Genomic DNA, 16,890 nt, shown 5'->3' with positions numbered 1-16,890 from the left:
CGTCGGGCGTCGCGTGCAATAACTAAGGGATCTGGTTGCTATATCCATGTCGGCAAGGACCAAGTGGCAGCGCGCCAGCCGCGCCATCGCGCCTCTGCTGTTCAGCGTTGGGAAGGATCCCGCATTGAGAGAGACCTGGCATGAGAGGCTGCTTCACTAGGATAGGAGAAGTCGGCAATCTGACGGGCGCCGTCGTAAACCTCAAATGCGGGACCCTCTACCACAATGATCTTGTATCCGTTCACATATTCAATCTTCGGCGTCTTCCAACCCATGTTGCTCTCCTGTTTAAGACCGATTCAATCTGGACCGGCACGAGTTGGACAGCCTGGATTATCCGCTCCGGTGCCTCCACTTGCTAGGCGCAGCGGGTCACATCGTGCTGCGCACTCTCCGTTACAAGTGCAGCGCGCATATCTTACACAGACATTCACCAGAAGTAGTGGACGCAGTAGATAAAGGCGATGGTTGGAGAACGGGGGCTCACTTTGCCACCGGAGTGCGGATCAAGCTGCTGCACAAGCAGCGTAGTGGGCAAATGGGTTGATATCGGAGCTGTGGCCAGAGCTGCATAGTTCATTGTCGCCACATTGCGCAGCTACGACCGGCACGACCTGATCATAGGCTTGGTCAGCAACCGGCCGCGGACGGGTGCATGAGGAGGATCATGGATTCCTCGCCGTTTTCAAATGGGGACTTTCAATGCGGCTCAAGCAGGCGCGCGACGCGCGTTGCACCGACTCTTCAACCCCCGTGAAGACACGAGTTGTTCTGCATTGTCCAGGTTTTGAGCCGCTGGATTCCCGTGATCACCACGCAAGGTACAAGCGATCCGCCGCGCAGAGTGGCCGGACCTGGGGGCTTGACGTGGCTGTAGGAGAGTTTGTTCAAGATCGCCTCTCCGCCTGTTTCGATGTCTCCTGCCAGGACGGACTGCATGTAACCAAAAGCCGCATCTATATCCTCGACCACTTCTCCTTGGTCGCAGCCCTTACCGAAAAGTCCATCTGGAAACAGACCCATTCCGGGTACATCAGTGCGGCACGTGTTGTCTGGGAAGGGGGGATGGTAAGCTATTTCCGCCATGCCTGGCGGTTCGGCCTGTTCTTTCTCTTCCCTTTTCTGCTCATGACGAGCGTCGTGGCCGTGTGTGCTCTTACAGCATTGTTGCCTGCCTTGCTGTATTCGGAGCCTCTGAACTACCTCTGGAGCCTCCCGTGTGCGCTGGCTCTGCTGAAGTTCGTCCTTCCTCCTCTACTAGAGAAGTTTCACACGCTGCACTTGTTCGCCGACTGGACGTTGGCGATCGCCATCGCCCGCCTCGACAATCGGGAGGTGAATTCCTGGATGGTGACCTGCCGAGCGAACGCACGCGAAGCGTTGAAGGAAGCCGCCGACGAATACGTGACAAGCTCGCATAGCATGGGATCGGCCATAGCCGCTTACGTGATAGGAACACTGCTTGACGAGGATCCAGACCTGTTCAGAGGAAAGCGCGTTGTCTTTGTCACACTCGGAGGCGCGATCCTTCAATGCTCACTTATGAAATCCGCAACTACGCTGAGAGCCTGCGTTGGGCGGATTGCCCGTGCCGAGGATGTGTTCTGGCTGGAGATCCAGTGTTTGACGGACAGCATCCATTTCTACAAGAGCCGGGTCGTCAGTCTCGCTGGGCATCCCGATGCCAAACAAGCCTCTATCGAATTCATTCGCGTCAAGAGGCTTGTCTCGGCCGAGCGTTATCGCCGGATCAAGCGAGACTTTCTCAGAGTTCATCGGCAGTATGTGCTCGGCTCCGACAGAAGATCCAACTTCGATTTCACTGTGATGACCGCCGGACCTCTTCCCGCCTCCCTTGGTGGAAAATATGCACCCATTGATGACGCGGCGAGAAAAAGCACGCCCAACGCCCCCACAGGAATACGCAAATGACCAAGCCGGCGTTGCTGCTCGTCAACCCGAACTCCAGAAGTGGAAGGATTGCGCTTCCACAGGTGCGGCGTCTCCTACAAGAAGCAAACACCAGCTTTCTCGAGCTGCCGCCAAGGAGACGCCATCTGAAGCTATCGTACGACGAGCAGCAGACATCGGGTGTGTGATTGTCGGCGGAGGCGACGGTAGCTTGAACGCGGCGGCATCTGGGCTGCTCGGAACGAGACTCCCTCTTGGCGTGCTGCCGCTCGGTACTTGCAACGATTTTGCCCGTACCATCGGCTTGCCCCTGGATTTGGCAGAGGCCATCAACGACATCGCCTCGGGTAAGACGTCGCCGGTCGACCTTGGGATGGCCAATGACTATCCCTTCTTCAACGTAGCGAGCATGGGGTTCAGCGCCGACCTTGCTGCTTCACTCACAGAGAATGCCAAGAAGCGGTGGGGAAAAATGGGTTATGCGATCGCCGCCGCTAAACTGCTGGCGGCTCCCGCCTGTTCACCGCAACGCTCGAACATGATGGTCGCATCGAGAGATTCCGCACCTTTCAAATCGCGGTTGGCAACGGACGTTTTTACGGTGGCGGCATGACCGTCCACGCCGACGCGACCGCGATAGATGGCTTGCTCGACTTTTACAGCTTGGAGGTGGACCACTGGTGGAAACTGCTTGCCCTTCTTCCGAGTCTCAGGAGCGGGACCCAAGGCGGCTGGAACGATGTACGCACCTTTTCCACGAAAGATCTGACGATTAGAACACGGAAACCACGCGCGGTGAATCTGGACGGTGAATTCAAGGTCAAGACGCCAGTGCGGTTCACGATCCGCGAGCAAGCCGTATCGGTGTACGTTCCTTAGTATGAAGAGGGGCCCAATGCGGTGAACTCAATAAGCCTAACCCGCCGTCTTGTAACTCGGAGATTCATGGCCATATCTAGGAGACGTTGCAGCCTTTTTGGCTACCTGATCCTCCCGGCACAGCCGGTTGCTTGGCTAACCTCGATCTTTGTGGACGCTACGAACTCCGCCGTCGGCTGGAGTGCGGAAAGGGCACGTGTGTCTTGCCGGAACCTGAGGACGTCAAATGATCAGAAGTAACTATCACTCCATTGAGCAACTGTTCAACCGACCCATTGCTGAACAGGGTTCTAATGCCGCCAAGCTTCAAGACATAAGAGACAGGCTTACTCTGCGCGATCGGGAGGCACGGTTAGATGAGCGGCAACTTCGGCTAAGGAAACGCCAAAAGAACGTTTCTCTCGCCGTCTTTCCGCAATGACTAGCCCCTCCCAGTTGGTATCTTCAGCCAAACCAGTGGTCGTCCCGTTCAGCAGCAAGTCCCGGTTCAATTATAGCGAGGGGGCGGGCTTCTACCCGTGCCGGAGCAGGCAACGAGGAAGCGGCCACCGTTACCGGCGCTTTGAGACCGCTGCCGAAGCTCTGCGTTTTGCCATCGAGGAATTCCCGAGCTCCTTGCTTCGCGGTTCAGTGTTGGAAGTGGATGAAGCGCGGTTCGACGGCGCTCAGATGCAGGCACTCTATGACGGTGATGCCTACCCACTGACGCGGCGCACCTAAGTCGTCCACGAGGATGGCAGCCTCGCACACGGGATCTGGAATGCCGTCAGACTTAGAACTGGAAATCCAATGTCACTAGCATTTCCAAACGCGAGCAGAAGCTTCGATGACGTCAGGAACGTTATCCGCTTCACCGGCTATGACGGCATGTTCGAAGTCAAATTTTTCGTGGACGCTGCCGCTCTTTCAGCCAAAAGACTGTCAGAACAAGATTATCTGCGTGCCTTTGATGCTGCTCGGTCGAAAATCCAGCAGATCGCACTGAAGCTCTACAATCCGAAACACGGCATGACCTACACGCTCAGAGCTGCCGATTTACGCTAGCCTGAACGGCACTGTTCGAGGAGCTAATCATGAACATAAAGACAAGCGTCAGACGGGTTGCCTTCCAGAACGCCTTCATGTTGCCAGGAATGGATAAGGCACATGCCCCCGGCGAATTCGATGTTCATGTCGTCGAGGAGCCGCTGAATGTGATGTGGGAAGGCTACCACCGAACACTGACGCTCATGGTGACCTCAGGTGCCTTCACAGAAGCCATCGCGGTTACCGAAGCCGCCCTCGATGAGGCTTTGGCAAACGATAGCCAACCTGCCCAGCGTCCCGCCTCCTCAACATGACGGGAGCACTTGATCTGGCCAGCTTCCACAACCCACGGGAACAAGCTAAATGAACAACCTACAACAGTTCTCTTCCAACTCGAACGGCGATCGGTGGTTCCTGCTCACCGAGGAGGCTACTCAACAAGCTTTCGTTCTTCATAAAGCAAACGAGCCTTCGGGGGGCCACCAGACACAAATGCCCGTTGCGGACTTCCTCAACCAGAAACCGTTCGGCCCGGAAAGAGAGGCGCTCATCAACATCCTTGGTGTGGGTGACGACGCCGCAGACGCCGCGCAGGATAGTTACACCTCGTCGTCCCTATGACCTTTTAAATAGGCTGCCTTGGTCAATGCCATGGCGTCGCTGGAGGACAACATGCGCATAACCAAAACCATACTCTATGACGGCATCGGCCACATCGGCGTCCTCTTTGAAGGGCTACCAGAAGCGACGCTTCTTGGAGTGTACAGCACACCTCCTCAAAGCTCCTATCATGCAGACGAAGTTGAGGCCTTTGTTGCTTTCGACGTCCTTAGCACCGATGCCGCTGTTCTAGAGCTAGTCGCTATAACCGGCCATCCGGAAGATGGCGTCCGTCAAGCGGTTGGGCAATACAGAGAGGAACTTCGCAGAAAAGCGGACGAACACTCGACACCGAATCAAACCCGAGCCCATAACAGCAGAAGAAGCAAAGCCCATGAAACCGAGTATTGAGAGTGAAGCCGCACGGAGCGGCGAGGATGCGGATAAGAACCGAGATGAGCTCATCAAAGACGCAGAGAAGAACTTGAAAAGTTCCAGGTCACCCAGCGACCTTACCGATGGATCTCGCGACGACCAGAATCCGGCTGCGCGACCCACCCCCAACTAGCTGAGACCAAGCGCGCTTTTGAGGAGCATCAGAATGACTAATCATCATGCCGACGACGCCATCGTATCTGAAATAGAGACAGTGCGCCTTGCCCTGCCAACTTGGGTCATAAGCACTGTTGAACTTGTTGAACTGGCTGAAAATGCCGAACGGGCCGCAAGGGATGTCAATCCTGAAACAGCGGATCGTTCGCGTAAGCTTATTGTTGAAGTAGCCGAATGGCAGCAGAAACTGCACGACTGGCAGAGCCAAGATCTAAGCCCGCGCCTACTCGCCGAGCTCAGAATTCTAAAGGCGACGTTGGACGCTGCAATGGATGAGGCCAACGCTGCTGCAGGTAAGCTAAGGCTTTTTGATTAACAGCGGCTTCGTTAAACTTGTCCTGGAACCCAAAGGCTGGCTTATCAAGGGCCGCCTATTCCGCCCGCTCGCCCGAGAGCCTTCTAGCGACCAAGGCCAAAAAGCTGGCAGGGGGTATTACCCGGATTCGTTGGCAGTTCTTCCTCAGCGGGACCAGCTTGGAAGCCTCCAGCTCAAGGCCGGCAGATCAGTAATTGTTCTCGTTCATTTCTGCGGCAAGCTTGAGCAGCCGCTCCGTGGCGGCTTTTTCCGGCGGGCGGCTGGTTGCGCACGTCTGGCGCACGAAGCCTCACGTTTTTAGCTGATAACGATGCTGCCACTCTGTTTATGGCTATAGCAGGAGCAAATCGCTCAGGAAGTCCGGGCCTATCCCGCCGCCGGCTCACGGCCGCCGGGCGGCGGGAATCGCGATGCGTCGGAAAAGGCTATCGTTACAGTCACGCCGGCGTCGCCTTGTATTTCCAACTCACCGCCGATTTGTTTCACGAGGGAGCGAATTAGGCCATACCCGAGGGATCCTTCCCTGTAGTTCGTCATCCCAATGCCGTTGTCACGGACGACGATTTCAACCCGCCCCGGCCCACTTCGCTTGGCCTGAACCGCGATGATGCCGGAACGATCGCCGGGAAAGGCATACTTAACAGCATTGGTGATGAGCTCGGTCAGCACGATGCCAAGCGGGAACGCTACGTCGGCATCTATCAGAACGTCCTCCTCCGTACGCGCTCTCAGCGAGATTCGCTCGTCGCCGGCTGTGAGGGATTTGAGTGCCTCGCAAAGCTCCGAAACATAAGTCGCGACATCGACACGCTGGCCCTGTTCTGAGCGGCTAAGCATGTCATGAACCCGTGCCATGGCGCTTAGCCGGTCAGCAGATTCAACAAAGAGGACTTTCGTCTGCGGGTCGGCTTGACGCCGCCCTTGCAGTTGCAGCAGGGATGCTCCAACAGACAGGCTGTTCTTAGCGCGGTGGTTAACTTCAACGAGAAGCATTTCGCGTTCCGCGTCTGCCTTCTTAAGTGCAGCATTAGCTGCCTCCAGGGTACGGGTGCGCTCCTCCACTCGTTGTTCTAGTTCTGCATTGAGCGCGCGCAGTGCCTCCTCGGCTTCATAACGGCGGCTTATGTCGAGATAGGACATGAAGTGATTGGTGACACGCCCCTGGTCGTCGTCCAACGGTGTTGCAAACAGCATGCTCTGGAAGGTCGAGCCGTCCTTGCGGTATTGCAGGATCTCCAGCGTCACGTCACGCCCCTCCCTCATCGCAGCCTCGTATTCCGCGATCGCCTCTGGCTCGGTCTTCGGCCCGTTCATGAAGTGAGGGTGCTGGCCGAGCAGCTCCTCGGGGCTGTAGCCTGAAAGATGTGCGAACGCCGGGTTTACGAAGGTGATCGGGTTGCCCGGAAGCGTGGCGTCGGTGACGACCATCGGCATCCGCGTTACGCGAACCGCCTCAACGAATACACCGCCGCGTACTCGCACGGTTTCAAGTTCCTGCTCAGAGGCAGTGCGGGCGGGCGTACCTTGCATTCCTTCTTGAAACTCGTTCATATACTCACTTCCAGCCAAGGGCCCCAGTTGAAGACGTTCATTGTGTCACTAAGCAAAACCATCCTCGACGAGGACGATCTTGCAAAGGGTTAAGGATTGGAGGACGGAAGCGTCTTTGCCTCCTGGAGGGAGATCAGCCGCTGCGAGGACTCGTCCCATAAAATGAGTTTGACGCAGGCGAAGCTCTCACGCAGGCCGATGCGGCCAAGTTCCGCCAGCTCGGGATGGTCCCTTAGAACTTCCGGCAGTCGGTAAAACGGCACTTTGCTCGAAAGGTGGTGCACATGATGCATCCCAATATTGCCAGTGATCCATCTTAGCGGCCTTGGTAGATCATAGTGTGATGCACCATGCATGGCAGCATGCGGGAACGACCACTCTGGCGGCTTCGACCAGTGGGTGTCTTCAAACTGGTGCTGGACATAGAACAACCACACGCCAGCCGATCCCGCGAGCAAGACGATGGGCAGGTGAACAAGAAGGAAGGGCGTTAAACCAATTGCCCAGATCAACAGGGCGGCCAGTACAGCTACAGCGATGTTTGTCGCCATCGTCGAAAGCCATGGCAGGACGCCCGATCGCATCATCCCGAAAGGGAGGCGCTGCTTGAACAAGAACAGGAAAGCAGGACCGATGCCGAACATCACCAGGGGATGCCGGTATAGACGATAGCGTAGCTTTCCTCGGGAAGTCAGGGCTTGATACTCCCCCACCGTCAACGTCGTGATGTCGCCGACGCCTCGTTCGTCGAGATTTCCGGCAGAGGCGTGGTGCTCAGCATGTGCCCGGCGCCAGTAGTCGTATGGAGTAAGCGTTAATACGCCGATCGCACGTCCCGTCCAGTCGTCCCAGCGACGTCTCCCAAAAAATGAGCCATGCCCACAGTCATGTTGCAACATGAAAAGGCGTAGCAGGAAACCGGCTGCCGGAACAACGAGGATCATCCCGATCCAATACCCGAGATGGATGGCCAGCCATGCCGCTGCCCAAAGGAGCACGAAAGGAATGAGAGTTACCGCGAGTTCGTAGAAGCTACGGCGTAACGCGGGCTGACGATACCCCGATAGGATCTTGAGCCATGCCTTTTCCGAGAAGCCACCATGAGAGGCGGCCGAATTGGTTGCAGTCATAGCTGATCAATGTCTTTCTGTTTGGCAGCACTTTGGAAAGCTGTCGTAATGCTGGGGGTGGCTTTCTGCGCCTGATCACCTGCTGATATGCGTAGCCGGTGAACCTGAGTGCTGCCCTCAAAGTTCCAGCAGTCGCTGGCGAACGCTTTGAGCTTGTTTGAGTAACACTATATCGTGTCTACTCCACCAGGTTCTTCTCGGTTGGCAATGGAAGACATGACGTCCTCCTTCGTTGGGGCGCAAGCTTGGTAGCCCGCAACAGCAGCGCCCCTAAGACGAGCTGCTATCTCTATACAAGTCGTGCTACCCGATCTTCTTTACAAGTGGCGCGGCTGCCACGTGGCAAAATCATTACAAGTTAAGAGCTGAGCGCGCCACGCCTCGTTAATGAATGAACGGACCTAGCGGTCGAGGGCCAACGCCTTATCCAGTCGCGTGCTCACCCCAGGCTTGGGCGGCTTCTGCCGTGTTTGGCGTTCTGGGAGCCTGCCTTGGCCTTGAGCAGGCTCATTCCGAAAATGAATTCCGGATCCGTAACCCGATCATGCCTGCATTCCTGGATGAGATCGTCTTGCGCAACGTGCGGGTGGGCTCATCGCAAGCGGACTTTCGTTGCATCGCTATGGAGATGATGTGTCCACGAATGTTTTGGATCGAAAGGGAAAGGCGAAGATCCTTGTTGTGAAGTGAGCCATTGGTCAGCGAGGGAGCGGATGCAACCCGATCCTCTCTGACTGTCCACCCTCAGCCGTAAGCGGAAATTATTACCGCTCGACCGTCCGGTTGACTGATGCCCAAAGCCAGGGCACAAAGGTGGCATCCACGGTCGCTCGCGATGGGAAAACAGAGGGAATTTCAGAGCTCTTCTTCCAAGTCATTGAAATCATGTGAGAATCCACGGCCCCCAGGCAAGCTACTTTTGGACCTATTCCTTCCGTTCAATCGCCGACATTCCCCACCACAAAAAGCGATGTGTTTGCAGCTACTTGGCGCGATCTCACGTCAAAACCGTGTAACGTTCTCCAAATCCCAGGGATGCTTCGAACTCTGCGAAAAGGCGGCTGGGGATCCTGTTCAACTGCATAGATTGAGTCGTAAGGAATGACATTATTGGGGCCGTAAGCGGACCATCTCCTTGCGGACAAGCAGGCACATTAGCGGTCGCTCCCTGCTATGTATCGAGGCACCCTGAAGTTTAGGCTCAGCTTTTCCTCGCATACCGCCAGCTATTACCGCATCTCTCTTGCAATAAGCGTCTCCAGGGCCTGCACCGCCAGCGGATAACCCTGTGCTCCCAGACCGGCCATGACCGTGGTGGCCGTCATAGAGACGTAGGAGCGGTGGTAGATGGGCTCGCGCCGATGGACGTTGCTGATGTGAAACTCGATGATCGGGCCCTTGAACATCTTGAGCGCATCGAGAAGCGCCAGTGAAGTGAAGGTAAAGGCTGCCGGATTGATGATGATGCCCGCGCCCTCGTCTATCGCTTCGTGAACCCAATCGATCAGCCTTTCCTCGCTGTTGGTCTGGCGAAATTCTACAGGGCGCGAGCCGGCGGCCTCGCGGCACGTGGCCTCGACCTCGGCGAGCGTGGTCGTCCCGTAAATCTCCGGTTCGCGCTTGCCGAGCCGATTGAGGTTGGGTCCGTTGAGAATGTAGATCGGCTTCATGGTCTCTCCCATCAGCCCTGGTATCCGAGCAACCGCGGCAGCCAGAGCACGCTGTCGGGGACGAAGGTGATGAAGGCAAGGCACAGCACCATCCAGAACAGGAAGGGTGCCGCATCCACGATGATGTCCTTGATCGGCGCCCCGGAAATCTTCGCCACGATGAACAGCAGCAGCCCGTAGGGCGGCGTCACCAGCCCCAGCATGATGTTGACCACCACGACGACGCCGAAATGGACAAGGTCGATGCCAAGCGCCTGCGCCGTCGGGATGAAGACCGGCACGATGATCAGCAGGATCGCCGTGCCTTCCAGGATGCAGCCGAGGATCAGCAGGATGACGTTGACGAGGATCAGGAAGCCGGTCGGGCTCAAATCCCAGGCGGTCAGCATGACGCGGATGCTGTCGGGGATGTTCTCGATCGTGATCACGTAGTTGAAGACCAGGGCGCCGGCGATCAGCATGCCGATGGATGCAGTCGACTTGGCGCTGGCGGCCAGCGACCCGTAGAAATCCCTGAGGCTGATGCTGCGGTAGAGGAAGACAGAGATGATCAGAGCGTAGGCTGCGGCGATGGCGGCCGCTTCCGTCGGCGTCGTGATGCCGGAATAGATGCAGCCGAGCAGCACGACAGGCATCATCAGGGCCGGGAAGGCGCGCACAGTGATGCGCGGGATCGCGCGCATCGGCACCGGCTCCTCGACCGGGAAATTGCGGCGCCGGGCGGTGATCACCACCTGCACCATCTGCAGGCCGGCCATCAGCAGCCCCGGCACCATGCCGGCAAGGAAGAGGTAGCCGATCGAGGCATCGGACACGAGCGAATAGAGGATCATCGGGATCGACGGCGGGATGATCGGGCCGACCACGGCGGTGACTGCCGTTAGCGCCGCCGCAAAACTTGGCGTGTAACGGCCTTCGCGGGTCATCATGCTCTGCATCATCTTGCCGCTGCCGGCCGCGTCGGCGATCGCCGAGCCGGACATGCCGGCGAAGATGATGCTCTGCACGATATTGACCTGGGCGAGGCCACCGCGGAAGCGGCCGACGAGGACGTTGCAGAAATTCAGGAGGCGTTCGGTCATCGAACCGACGTTCATGAACTCCGCTGCAAGGATGAAGAGCGGCACCGCCAGGATGACGTAGTTGGAATACATGCCGTTCAAAAACTGCTCGGCGACGATTCCCATGTCCGCCCCGACGAGCAGGAGGTAGAGGATCGAGCCGCTGATCATCGACAGGCCGATTGGCAGGCCCAGGAAGGCCAGGACTGTGATGACTATGAGGGTGATGGAAAAGGGACTTGCGAAATTCATACGCCCGAGCCTGCCTTGGTTGGATCGAAGGCGTCCGGTGCACTGCCCCGAACGGCCTGGAAAGCAAGCCAGAGGTAGCGGATGATCGTGGCGACTGCGAAGATGACGTAGATGGAATAGAGGTAATCGAAGCGGATCTTCAGATAGGCCGTGCTTTCCACCTTCATGAAGGTGACGTAGTCGATCACCGCAGGCAGCGAGATGCCGAACAGGAAGATAAGCGCTGTCGCGCAGATGATCTGCATGATGCGGCGGTTCTTGTCGCTGGCGCCGCCCCAGATCAGATCGAAGCGGATCTCGTCGACTTCGCGAACGACAAAGGCCGAGCCGAAGAGCACGATCCAGATCCACAGCGCCACGCTGACCTCATGGGTCCAACCGATCGCCATGTTCAGCGCATAGCGAAAGACGATCTGCAGGATGAAGACGACGAACATCATCAGGAGCATCAGGCACAGGAGGTTTTCCGCGCGCCGTCGCAGCCATCCGCCGATGGCCATCAGTCTTGGGGGCATGTCCATTTCTCCAGCAGGCAGCGAGGCGGATCGTAAGATCCCGCCTCACCGCTCTTTACAATCCACGAGCGAGAGTGGCTGCGGCTTTAGAGAGCCGCCACTTTCTCAAGGATACCTTCCGGCCAGGACTTCGCCAGATCGGAGTTCAGGTACTTCTCCTGGGCGAACTTGCGGAAGGCTTCCAGGTCCGGCTCGTAGATGTCGAGGCCGGCTGCGCGGAACTCCTCGAGCAGGGCCTTTTCCTGCGCGACATGTTTGTCTTCGCTGAACTTCATGGCCTTGTCGGCTGCAGCCTGGAACGCCTGCTGCTGTTCCGGCGTCATCGCGGTCCAGGCTTCGTTGGAGATGACGAGAAGATCATATCCGATCAGGTGCGATGTCAGAGCGATCTGCGACATCACTTCATAGAATTTCATGTTCTTCACGTTCGGCAGCGGGTTGTCCTGGCCGTCGATCGCGCCGGTCTGAAGCGCGGTATAGACTTCCGCATAGGCGACCGGCACCGGATTGGCGCCAAGAGCCTCGCCGAGGAACTGCCAGGCGTCACCACCCGGCATGCGCAGCTTGATGCCGGCCATGTCCTGTGGCGTCATGATCTTCTTTTCCGGCTTCAGTCCCACCTGGCGGGCGCCGAAATAGGTCGGGCCGAGAATGTGGATGCCGAGCTGGTCTTCGGCCATCTTCTTGAACTCGGCGCCGACGTCGCTGTTGAAGAAGGCGCTCAGATGGGCAGCGTCCCGGAACAGGTACGCCGAGGTCAGCACCGACCATTCCGGGATCTGCTTGGAGATGTCCTGGGGGGCGATATTGCCCATCTGCAAGTTGCCGCGCTGAATGGCGACGAGCTCGGTGCCCTGCTTGAAGAGATTGCCGCCGTAGTAGGGCTCAAGCGTGAAATCGTCCTTGATCTCTTCGGCAAGCATCTTGGTCATTTCGGCGCGGATGTCCTGCTCCGAAAACACGGCCGAGAACTTGAGCGTCGGCTTGTCCTGCGCGAACGCGGGAACCGTAAATGCGGCTGCAGCCAGCATTGTTGCGCCGATGAGATACCGGCGTGTGAGATTGAGGTTCATGTTTTCTCCTCCTGTTGTTTCTGCATCATCCGCTGATCGGATAATGTCCTCCAGAGCGATGGCCATTCCTCAAGACCAAGACTGACCTCAGAATGTACGGAACGGTTCGTTTAGTCAATTGATCATCTTCCTTGCGCGCCCTCCGGTCCTACCAGCGCCGAATTAGGCTGTCATGCGACCGGCATTCCTTCAGGCCTGATCTGTTTCTTCAGCGCCGCTATCCGGAAGATAGCATTGGCGGCGCCGTAGCCGCGATACCCGCTGCGCTGAACGATCTCGAAGAAGAAGCCCTCCCCGTAGGTGCCGCTGTAGAGCTGGAAGTATTCTCCCTGTTCGTCGCGGTCATAGAGGATGTTGCCGGCCTTCAGCCGCTCAGTCAGCTCCGGGTCGAGACCAAAACGGGCTTCGACGTCGCCATAGTAGTTCGGCGAGATCGGCAGCGCCTTGAAGCCGTTGGCACGCAGTGCCGCGGCCGTGGCGAAGATGTCCTCCGTGCGGAAGGCGATGTGCTGGATCCCGGACCCGAATGTCTCGGCGATGAAATGGCCGGCAAGCGTGCGCCGGTTCTCCGCCCCATTCATGGTGATGCGTAGCGTTCCCTCACCGTTTTGGATGACCTGACTGCGCACCACTCCAGAGGGATCAATGATGTCGACCATCGGCGACTTCTCGGTCTCGAAGATCGCGGTGTAGAACAGGAGCCAGGTCAGCATTTCCTCGTAGGCCACCGTCTGCGCCACATGGTCGACGGCCAGCAGATGCGCCGGTTCCGGAGTGACTTCGTCCTGCGCAGGCGTAAAATCGATGTCCCAGATGCGCCCCAGATCCGTTTTGGCATCGAGAAGGTAGATCAGGGCGCCACCGACGCCACGAATGGCGGGAACCTCGACCTCGTCAGGCCCGACAGGCTGGCTGAAGGGCGCAGCGCCAAGCGCCACCGCCCGCGCCATGGCCGCCGCAGCGTCTTCCACCTGGAGTGCCATGGCGTAGGCCGACGCACCGTGGACGGCATAGGCGTTGCTGGCAAAGCCCACCTCTTCCCGGTTGATAAGGATGCGGACCTCGCCCTGCTGGTAGACGCTGACGTTCTTCGTCTTATGGGTGGCTGTCTTCCGGAAGCCCAGCGAATACAACATGGCGCTCAAAGGTTCGACATCGGCCTTGCCGACCGAAAACTCGATGAAGGCAACGCCGGCGACTGCCGCGCGGTCGGGCATCGATGGCACCGTCAGGCTTGCGGCATCCGGCCTTCTGCGCACCTGGTCGCCGAGGTAGACCAGCGAGCGATGGCCGTCTGCGGCGATGGCCTTGGGCGAGCCGCCACGGAACTGGTCGTTGAAGATTTCCAGGGAGAGATAGCCGTCGTATCCGGTTGCAGCGACAGCCGCGACGAAGTCGGCGACCGGCAGATCGCCCTCGCCGGGCATGTTGCGGAAGTGCCGGCTCCAGTAGAGCAGATCCATATCGATCAGGGGCGCATCGGCCAGTTGGACGATGAAGATCTTGTCCTTCGGCACGGAGCGGATGGAGCCGATGTCGATCTTGCGGGCAAGCGTATGGAAGCTGTCGAGAATGAGACCAATGTTGGGATGATCCGCGCGGCGGACGATCTCCCAGGCATCACGATGATCGAAGATGTGCCGGCCCCAAGCAAGAGCCTCGTAGCCAACCTTCAAGCCCCGCTTTGCCGCCCTTTCCCCCAGTTCGTGAAAGTCTGCAGCGGCACGGTCTATGCCGCCGAGAGAGACGGGCGAGACGTTGGAGCAGACGAGAACAAGATCCGTCCCGAGTTCCTGCATGATGTCGAACTTGCGCTCGGCGCGGTCGAAGGTCCGCGACCGGTGCGGTTCCGGCATGCCTTCGAAATCCCGGAACGGCTGGAACAGCGTGATCTCCAGACCGTAATCGCGAACCATGCGGCCGACATCGCGCGGACTGCCGTCGAAGGCGAGAAAATCGTTTTCGAAGATCTCGACGCCATCAAAACCCGCCTTCGCGATCGCTTCCAGCTTTTCGGGAAGCTCGCCGCTGATCGAAACCGTGGCGATGGAGGTCTTCATGAGACGGCTCCCGCTGCCAGCGCAGTCTGTGGTGGAGCCTGGGTCAGTTCGGAAAAATGCCGCCGCATTCGATCAGAGTCCGGCACAATGCCGGTGAAGAGTTCGAAGGCCTTCACGGCCTGGTAGACCGCCATGCCACCGCCATCGAGCACCCTGCATCCGCGACGCGACGCCTCCTGCAGCAGTTCCGTGAGCAGCGGGAAATAGACGATCTCGGCCACCCACAGGGACGAATGCAGCAGATCGGCAGGCAAAGGCAGACCGGGATATTTCACCATGCCAGTCGGGGTCGCATGGATTAGACCCGAGGCTCTCGCCATGGCCGCCGGCAAATCGTCTCCAGCCTCGACCACCGCATGAGGGAAATGTCTTTGCATCGTCTCTGCCAGCCCGGCAGCACGGGAATGATCCTGATCTAAAATCGTCAGCCTGGAAGAGCCGGACCGGAGAATGGCAAAGGCTGTCGCCGCACCTGCGCCGCCTGCGCCGAGCTGAACGACAGCATCGAGATCAGCGCCCGGCAGTCCGAGCCGAAAGCTCTCGGCAAAGCCCCACCAGTCGGTGTTGTGGCCATGACGCTTGCCATCACGAAGAACGATGGTGTTGACGGCCCCCAGAACCGTCGCTTCCTCCGACAGCGTGTCGAGAAACCCGAGCACTGCCTGCTTGCACGGGTGGGTCACGTTCAGGCCACCAAATCCCTCAGTCTCAGCATCGGCGATCAAATCGGGAAGCTGATCCACTCCGACCTGGATCTGGTCGAGATCCAGAAGATCGTATCGGTAGTCGAGCCCCTGGGCCCGCCCTTCCGCGACATGCATCGCCGGCGTCAGCGACGCCTGAATTCCCTTGCCGATGAGGCCGGCGCAAAAGGGTGATCCCTGGACTGCTTTCATTCCACATTCGCCGGTGCCAAGAACGCCAAAGCGTCTTGGCGGGCGGCGCTCCTCCCGAACAACCGACGGCATTCAGCGCCGCATCCATCGCAATAATGTACGAACTAGTTCGTGTCAACTCTTTGCAGCCATTGAAACCATTTCGCAAGCCTCCTATGACGATATCCATTGAAGCTGGAGCCGGCACCGGCTCCGCAGACCGACGGCGGACGAGTGACTGTGAGAACACCTGTGGAGCGCGAAAGCCGCAAGAACGACCCGGAGAAGACGAAGGACGACATCCTCGCAGTCGCGACCGAGGAGTTTTCGAAATTCGGACTTTCGGGCGGGCGCGTCGATGCCATCGCAGAGAAGACCCGTACCTCAAAGCGGATGATCTACTACTACTTCGGCAGCAAAGAGCGTCTCTACCTGGCGGTTCTCGAAAAGGCCTACCGGAAGATTCGGTCGCTCGAGGCCGACCTGGAGCTGGCCGACATGCCGCCTGTGGATGCACTGCGGACGCTAATCGCCAGCACCTTCGATCACGACGAGAACAATCCCGAATTCGTGCGGCTGGTGAGCATCGAGAACATTCACCACGCCACCCACATGAAGCGCTCGACAGAAATCGGTGAACTCAACCTGTCGATCGTCAGGACGATCAGCGACATCCTGGAACGGGGACGCAGCGAGGGCGTGTTCCGCCGCGAGGTCGACGCCATCGACCTGCATATGCTGGTCAGCGCCTTCTGCTTCTTCCGCGTCTCCAACAGACACACCTTCGGCACCATCTTCCACCGCGACCTATCCGAACCACGTCTCTATGCGCGCCACAAGCAGATGATTGCCGATGCGGTTATCGCCTACGTAACCCACGCGCCTGAAGAACGTCCAAACATGCCTGCCTAGCGACTTCGCACTAGCCCTGACCTGATTCATTCTGCTCACGGTCTGGAAAGCGCCGCCTTCTCGCCCACAGCATCTATTCGTTGCATCAAGATCCATGGACCGAGGGCAGCGCGGTGATCGCCTGCGCAGCACCCGACGGCACACTTCATTCTTTCAGCATCGATGATCTTCGTGCCGCATGCACAGAGCTTTCAAAGCTTACGGTGATGCCGATCCGCTTGTTTGTCGCTTCCTGACGCTGACGCAAGCTCCGCATGACCGCTGCTGGCGGATACCGTTGAAAAAGTCGGCGTTGCTGTGGGTTCGAAGTTCTGATTCACTCCTTCTAGGGATTTAGGAGGGTGTGCCGATGATGGGCGAGCGGACGGTCGCGCAGGAAGCGTTGTTTTACGGGTTCAGCATCGAGCGGCACGTCCCGGCGAACCATCTTCTCCGATCTATCGACCG

At 58.2% G+C, this 16,890-nt stretch carries 18 protein-coding genes; 9 read left to right on the top strand and 9 right to left on the bottom strand.

The window, feature by feature from the left end:
- Positions 1 to 101: 101 nt before the first annotated feature.
- On the bottom strand, positions 102 to 275 hold the full coding sequence (locus LXM96_RS20350) for a hypothetical protein (RefSeq protein ID WP_240000392.1): 174 nt from the start codon (positions 273 to 275) through the stop codon (positions 102 to 104).
- A gap of 376 nt (positions 276 to 651) precedes the next feature.
- On the opposite strand from LXM96_RS20350, the gene LXM96_RS20345 reads away from it, so the two are divergent.
- The 8 genes from LXM96_RS20345 (at position 652) to LXM96_RS20315 (ending at position 5,344) form a co-directional block, all read left to right on the top strand.
- Positions 652 to 1,932: a hypothetical protein gene (locus LXM96_RS20345; protein ID WP_240000391.1), complete on the top strand. Its 1,281-nt coding sequence runs from the start codon at positions 652 to 654 to the stop codon at positions 1,930 to 1,932.
- Positions 1,868 to 2,524 (top strand): diacylglycerol kinase family protein, encoded by a 657-nt coding sequence (locus tag LXM96_RS21790; protein WP_317208288.1) that lies wholly within the window; start codon positions 1,868 to 1,870, stop codon positions 2,522 to 2,524. The genes LXM96_RS20345 and LXM96_RS21790 overlap by 65 nt, the downstream gene beginning before the upstream one ends.
- Complete coding sequence (locus LXM96_RS21785; protein ID WP_317208289.1) at positions 2,428 to 2,790, top strand: hypothetical protein; 363 nt, start codon at positions 2,428 to 2,430, stop codon at positions 2,788 to 2,790. Before LXM96_RS21790 ends, LXM96_RS21785 begins: the two co-directional genes overlap by 97 nt.
- 789 nt (positions 2,791 to 3,579) lie before the next feature.
- Complete coding sequence (locus tag LXM96_RS20335; protein ID WP_240000390.1) at positions 3,580 to 3,834, top strand: DUF1488 family protein; 255 nt, start codon at positions 3,580 to 3,582, stop codon at positions 3,832 to 3,834.
- 29 nt (positions 3,835 to 3,863) lie between these two features.
- Positions 3,864 to 4,130, top strand: a complete 267-nt coding sequence (locus LXM96_RS20330; protein ID WP_240000389.1) for a hypothetical protein — start codon at positions 3,864 to 3,866, stop codon at positions 4,128 to 4,130.
- Between the two features lie 49 nt (positions 4,131 to 4,179).
- A complete protein-coding gene (locus LXM96_RS20325; RefSeq protein WP_240000388.1) occupies positions 4,180 to 4,437 on the top strand; it encodes a hypothetical protein in 258 nt (85 codons plus the stop codon).
- Between the two features lie 51 nt (positions 4,438 to 4,488).
- Positions 4,489 to 4,827, top strand: a complete 339-nt coding sequence (locus tag LXM96_RS20320) for a hypothetical protein (RefSeq protein WP_240000387.1) — start codon at positions 4,489 to 4,491, stop codon at positions 4,825 to 4,827.
- Positions 4,828 to 5,017: 190 nt separating this feature from the next.
- The gene (locus tag LXM96_RS20315) at positions 5,018 to 5,344 is read left to right on the top strand and encodes a hypothetical protein (RefSeq protein WP_240000386.1); all 327 of its coding nucleotides are present in this window, start codon (positions 5,018 to 5,020) and stop codon (positions 5,342 to 5,344) included.
- Positions 5,345 to 5,710: 366 nt separating this feature from the next.
- Here LXM96_RS20315 and LXM96_RS20310 read toward each other — a convergent pair whose 3' ends face one another.
- The 8 genes from LXM96_RS20310 to LXM96_RS20275 form a co-directional block, all read right to left on the bottom strand.
- Positions 5,711 to 6,895 (bottom strand): sensor histidine kinase, encoded by a 1,185-nt coding sequence (locus LXM96_RS20310; RefSeq protein ID WP_240000385.1) that lies wholly within the window; start codon positions 6,893 to 6,895, stop codon positions 5,711 to 5,713.
- Positions 6,896 to 6,984: 89 nt separating this feature from the next.
- Complete coding sequence (locus LXM96_RS20305) at positions 6,985 to 8,025, bottom strand: fatty acid desaturase (protein WP_240000384.1); 1,041 nt, start codon at positions 8,023 to 8,025, stop codon at positions 6,985 to 6,987.
- 1,229 nt (positions 8,026 to 9,254) lie between these two features.
- Positions 9,255 to 9,695 carry a type II 3-dehydroquinate dehydratase gene (locus LXM96_RS20300; RefSeq protein ID WP_240000383.1) on the bottom strand — a complete coding sequence of 147 codons (441 nt, stop codon included), beginning with the start codon at positions 9,693 to 9,695 and terminating at the stop codon, positions 9,255 to 9,257.
- Between the two features lie 11 nt (positions 9,696 to 9,706).
- Complete coding sequence (locus LXM96_RS20295) at positions 9,707 to 11,008, bottom strand: TRAP transporter large permease (protein ID WP_240000382.1); 1,302 nt, start codon at positions 11,006 to 11,008, stop codon at positions 9,707 to 9,709.
- Positions 11,005 to 11,523, bottom strand: a complete 519-nt coding sequence (locus LXM96_RS20290) for a TRAP transporter small permease (protein ID WP_240000381.1) — start codon at positions 11,521 to 11,523, stop codon at positions 11,005 to 11,007. Before LXM96_RS20290 ends, LXM96_RS20295 begins: the two co-directional genes overlap by 4 nt.
- Before the next feature lie 86 nt (positions 11,524 to 11,609).
- The gene (dctP, locus tag LXM96_RS20285; RefSeq protein WP_240000380.1) at positions 11,610 to 12,596 is read right to left on the bottom strand and encodes a TRAP transporter substrate-binding protein DctP; all 987 of its coding nucleotides are present in this window, start codon (positions 12,594 to 12,596) and stop codon (positions 11,610 to 11,612) included.
- Between the two features lie 170 nt (positions 12,597 to 12,766).
- Positions 12,767 to 14,656: a bifunctional sugar phosphate isomerase/epimerase/4-hydroxyphenylpyruvate dioxygenase family protein gene (locus LXM96_RS20280; protein WP_240000379.1), complete on the bottom strand. Its 1,890-nt coding sequence runs from the start codon at positions 14,654 to 14,656 to the stop codon at positions 12,767 to 12,769.
- Positions 14,653 to 15,552, bottom strand: a complete 900-nt coding sequence (locus LXM96_RS20275; RefSeq protein ID WP_240000378.1) for a shikimate dehydrogenase — start codon at positions 15,550 to 15,552, stop codon at positions 14,653 to 14,655. Before LXM96_RS20275 ends, LXM96_RS20280 begins: the two co-directional genes overlap by 4 nt.
- A 213-nt stretch (positions 15,553 to 15,765) precedes the next feature.
- Between LXM96_RS20275 and LXM96_RS20270 the strand changes: the two genes are divergently transcribed.
- The gene (locus LXM96_RS20270) at positions 15,766 to 16,443 is read left to right on the top strand and encodes a TetR family transcriptional regulator (protein WP_240000377.1); all 678 of its coding nucleotides are present in this window, start codon (positions 15,766 to 15,768) and stop codon (positions 16,441 to 16,443) included.
- The last annotated feature ends 447 nt before the right edge of the window (positions 16,444 to 16,890 follow it).

The sequence above is a fragment of the Rhizobium halophilum genome, assembly GCF_021648825.1.
Taxonomy (GTDB): Bacteria; Pseudomonadota; Alphaproteobacteria; order Rhizobiales; family Rhizobiaceae; genus Neorhizobium; species Neorhizobium halophilum.
The sequence above is the reverse complement of the archived record's forward strand: the minus strand, read 5'-3'. Positions and strand labels throughout refer to the sequence as shown.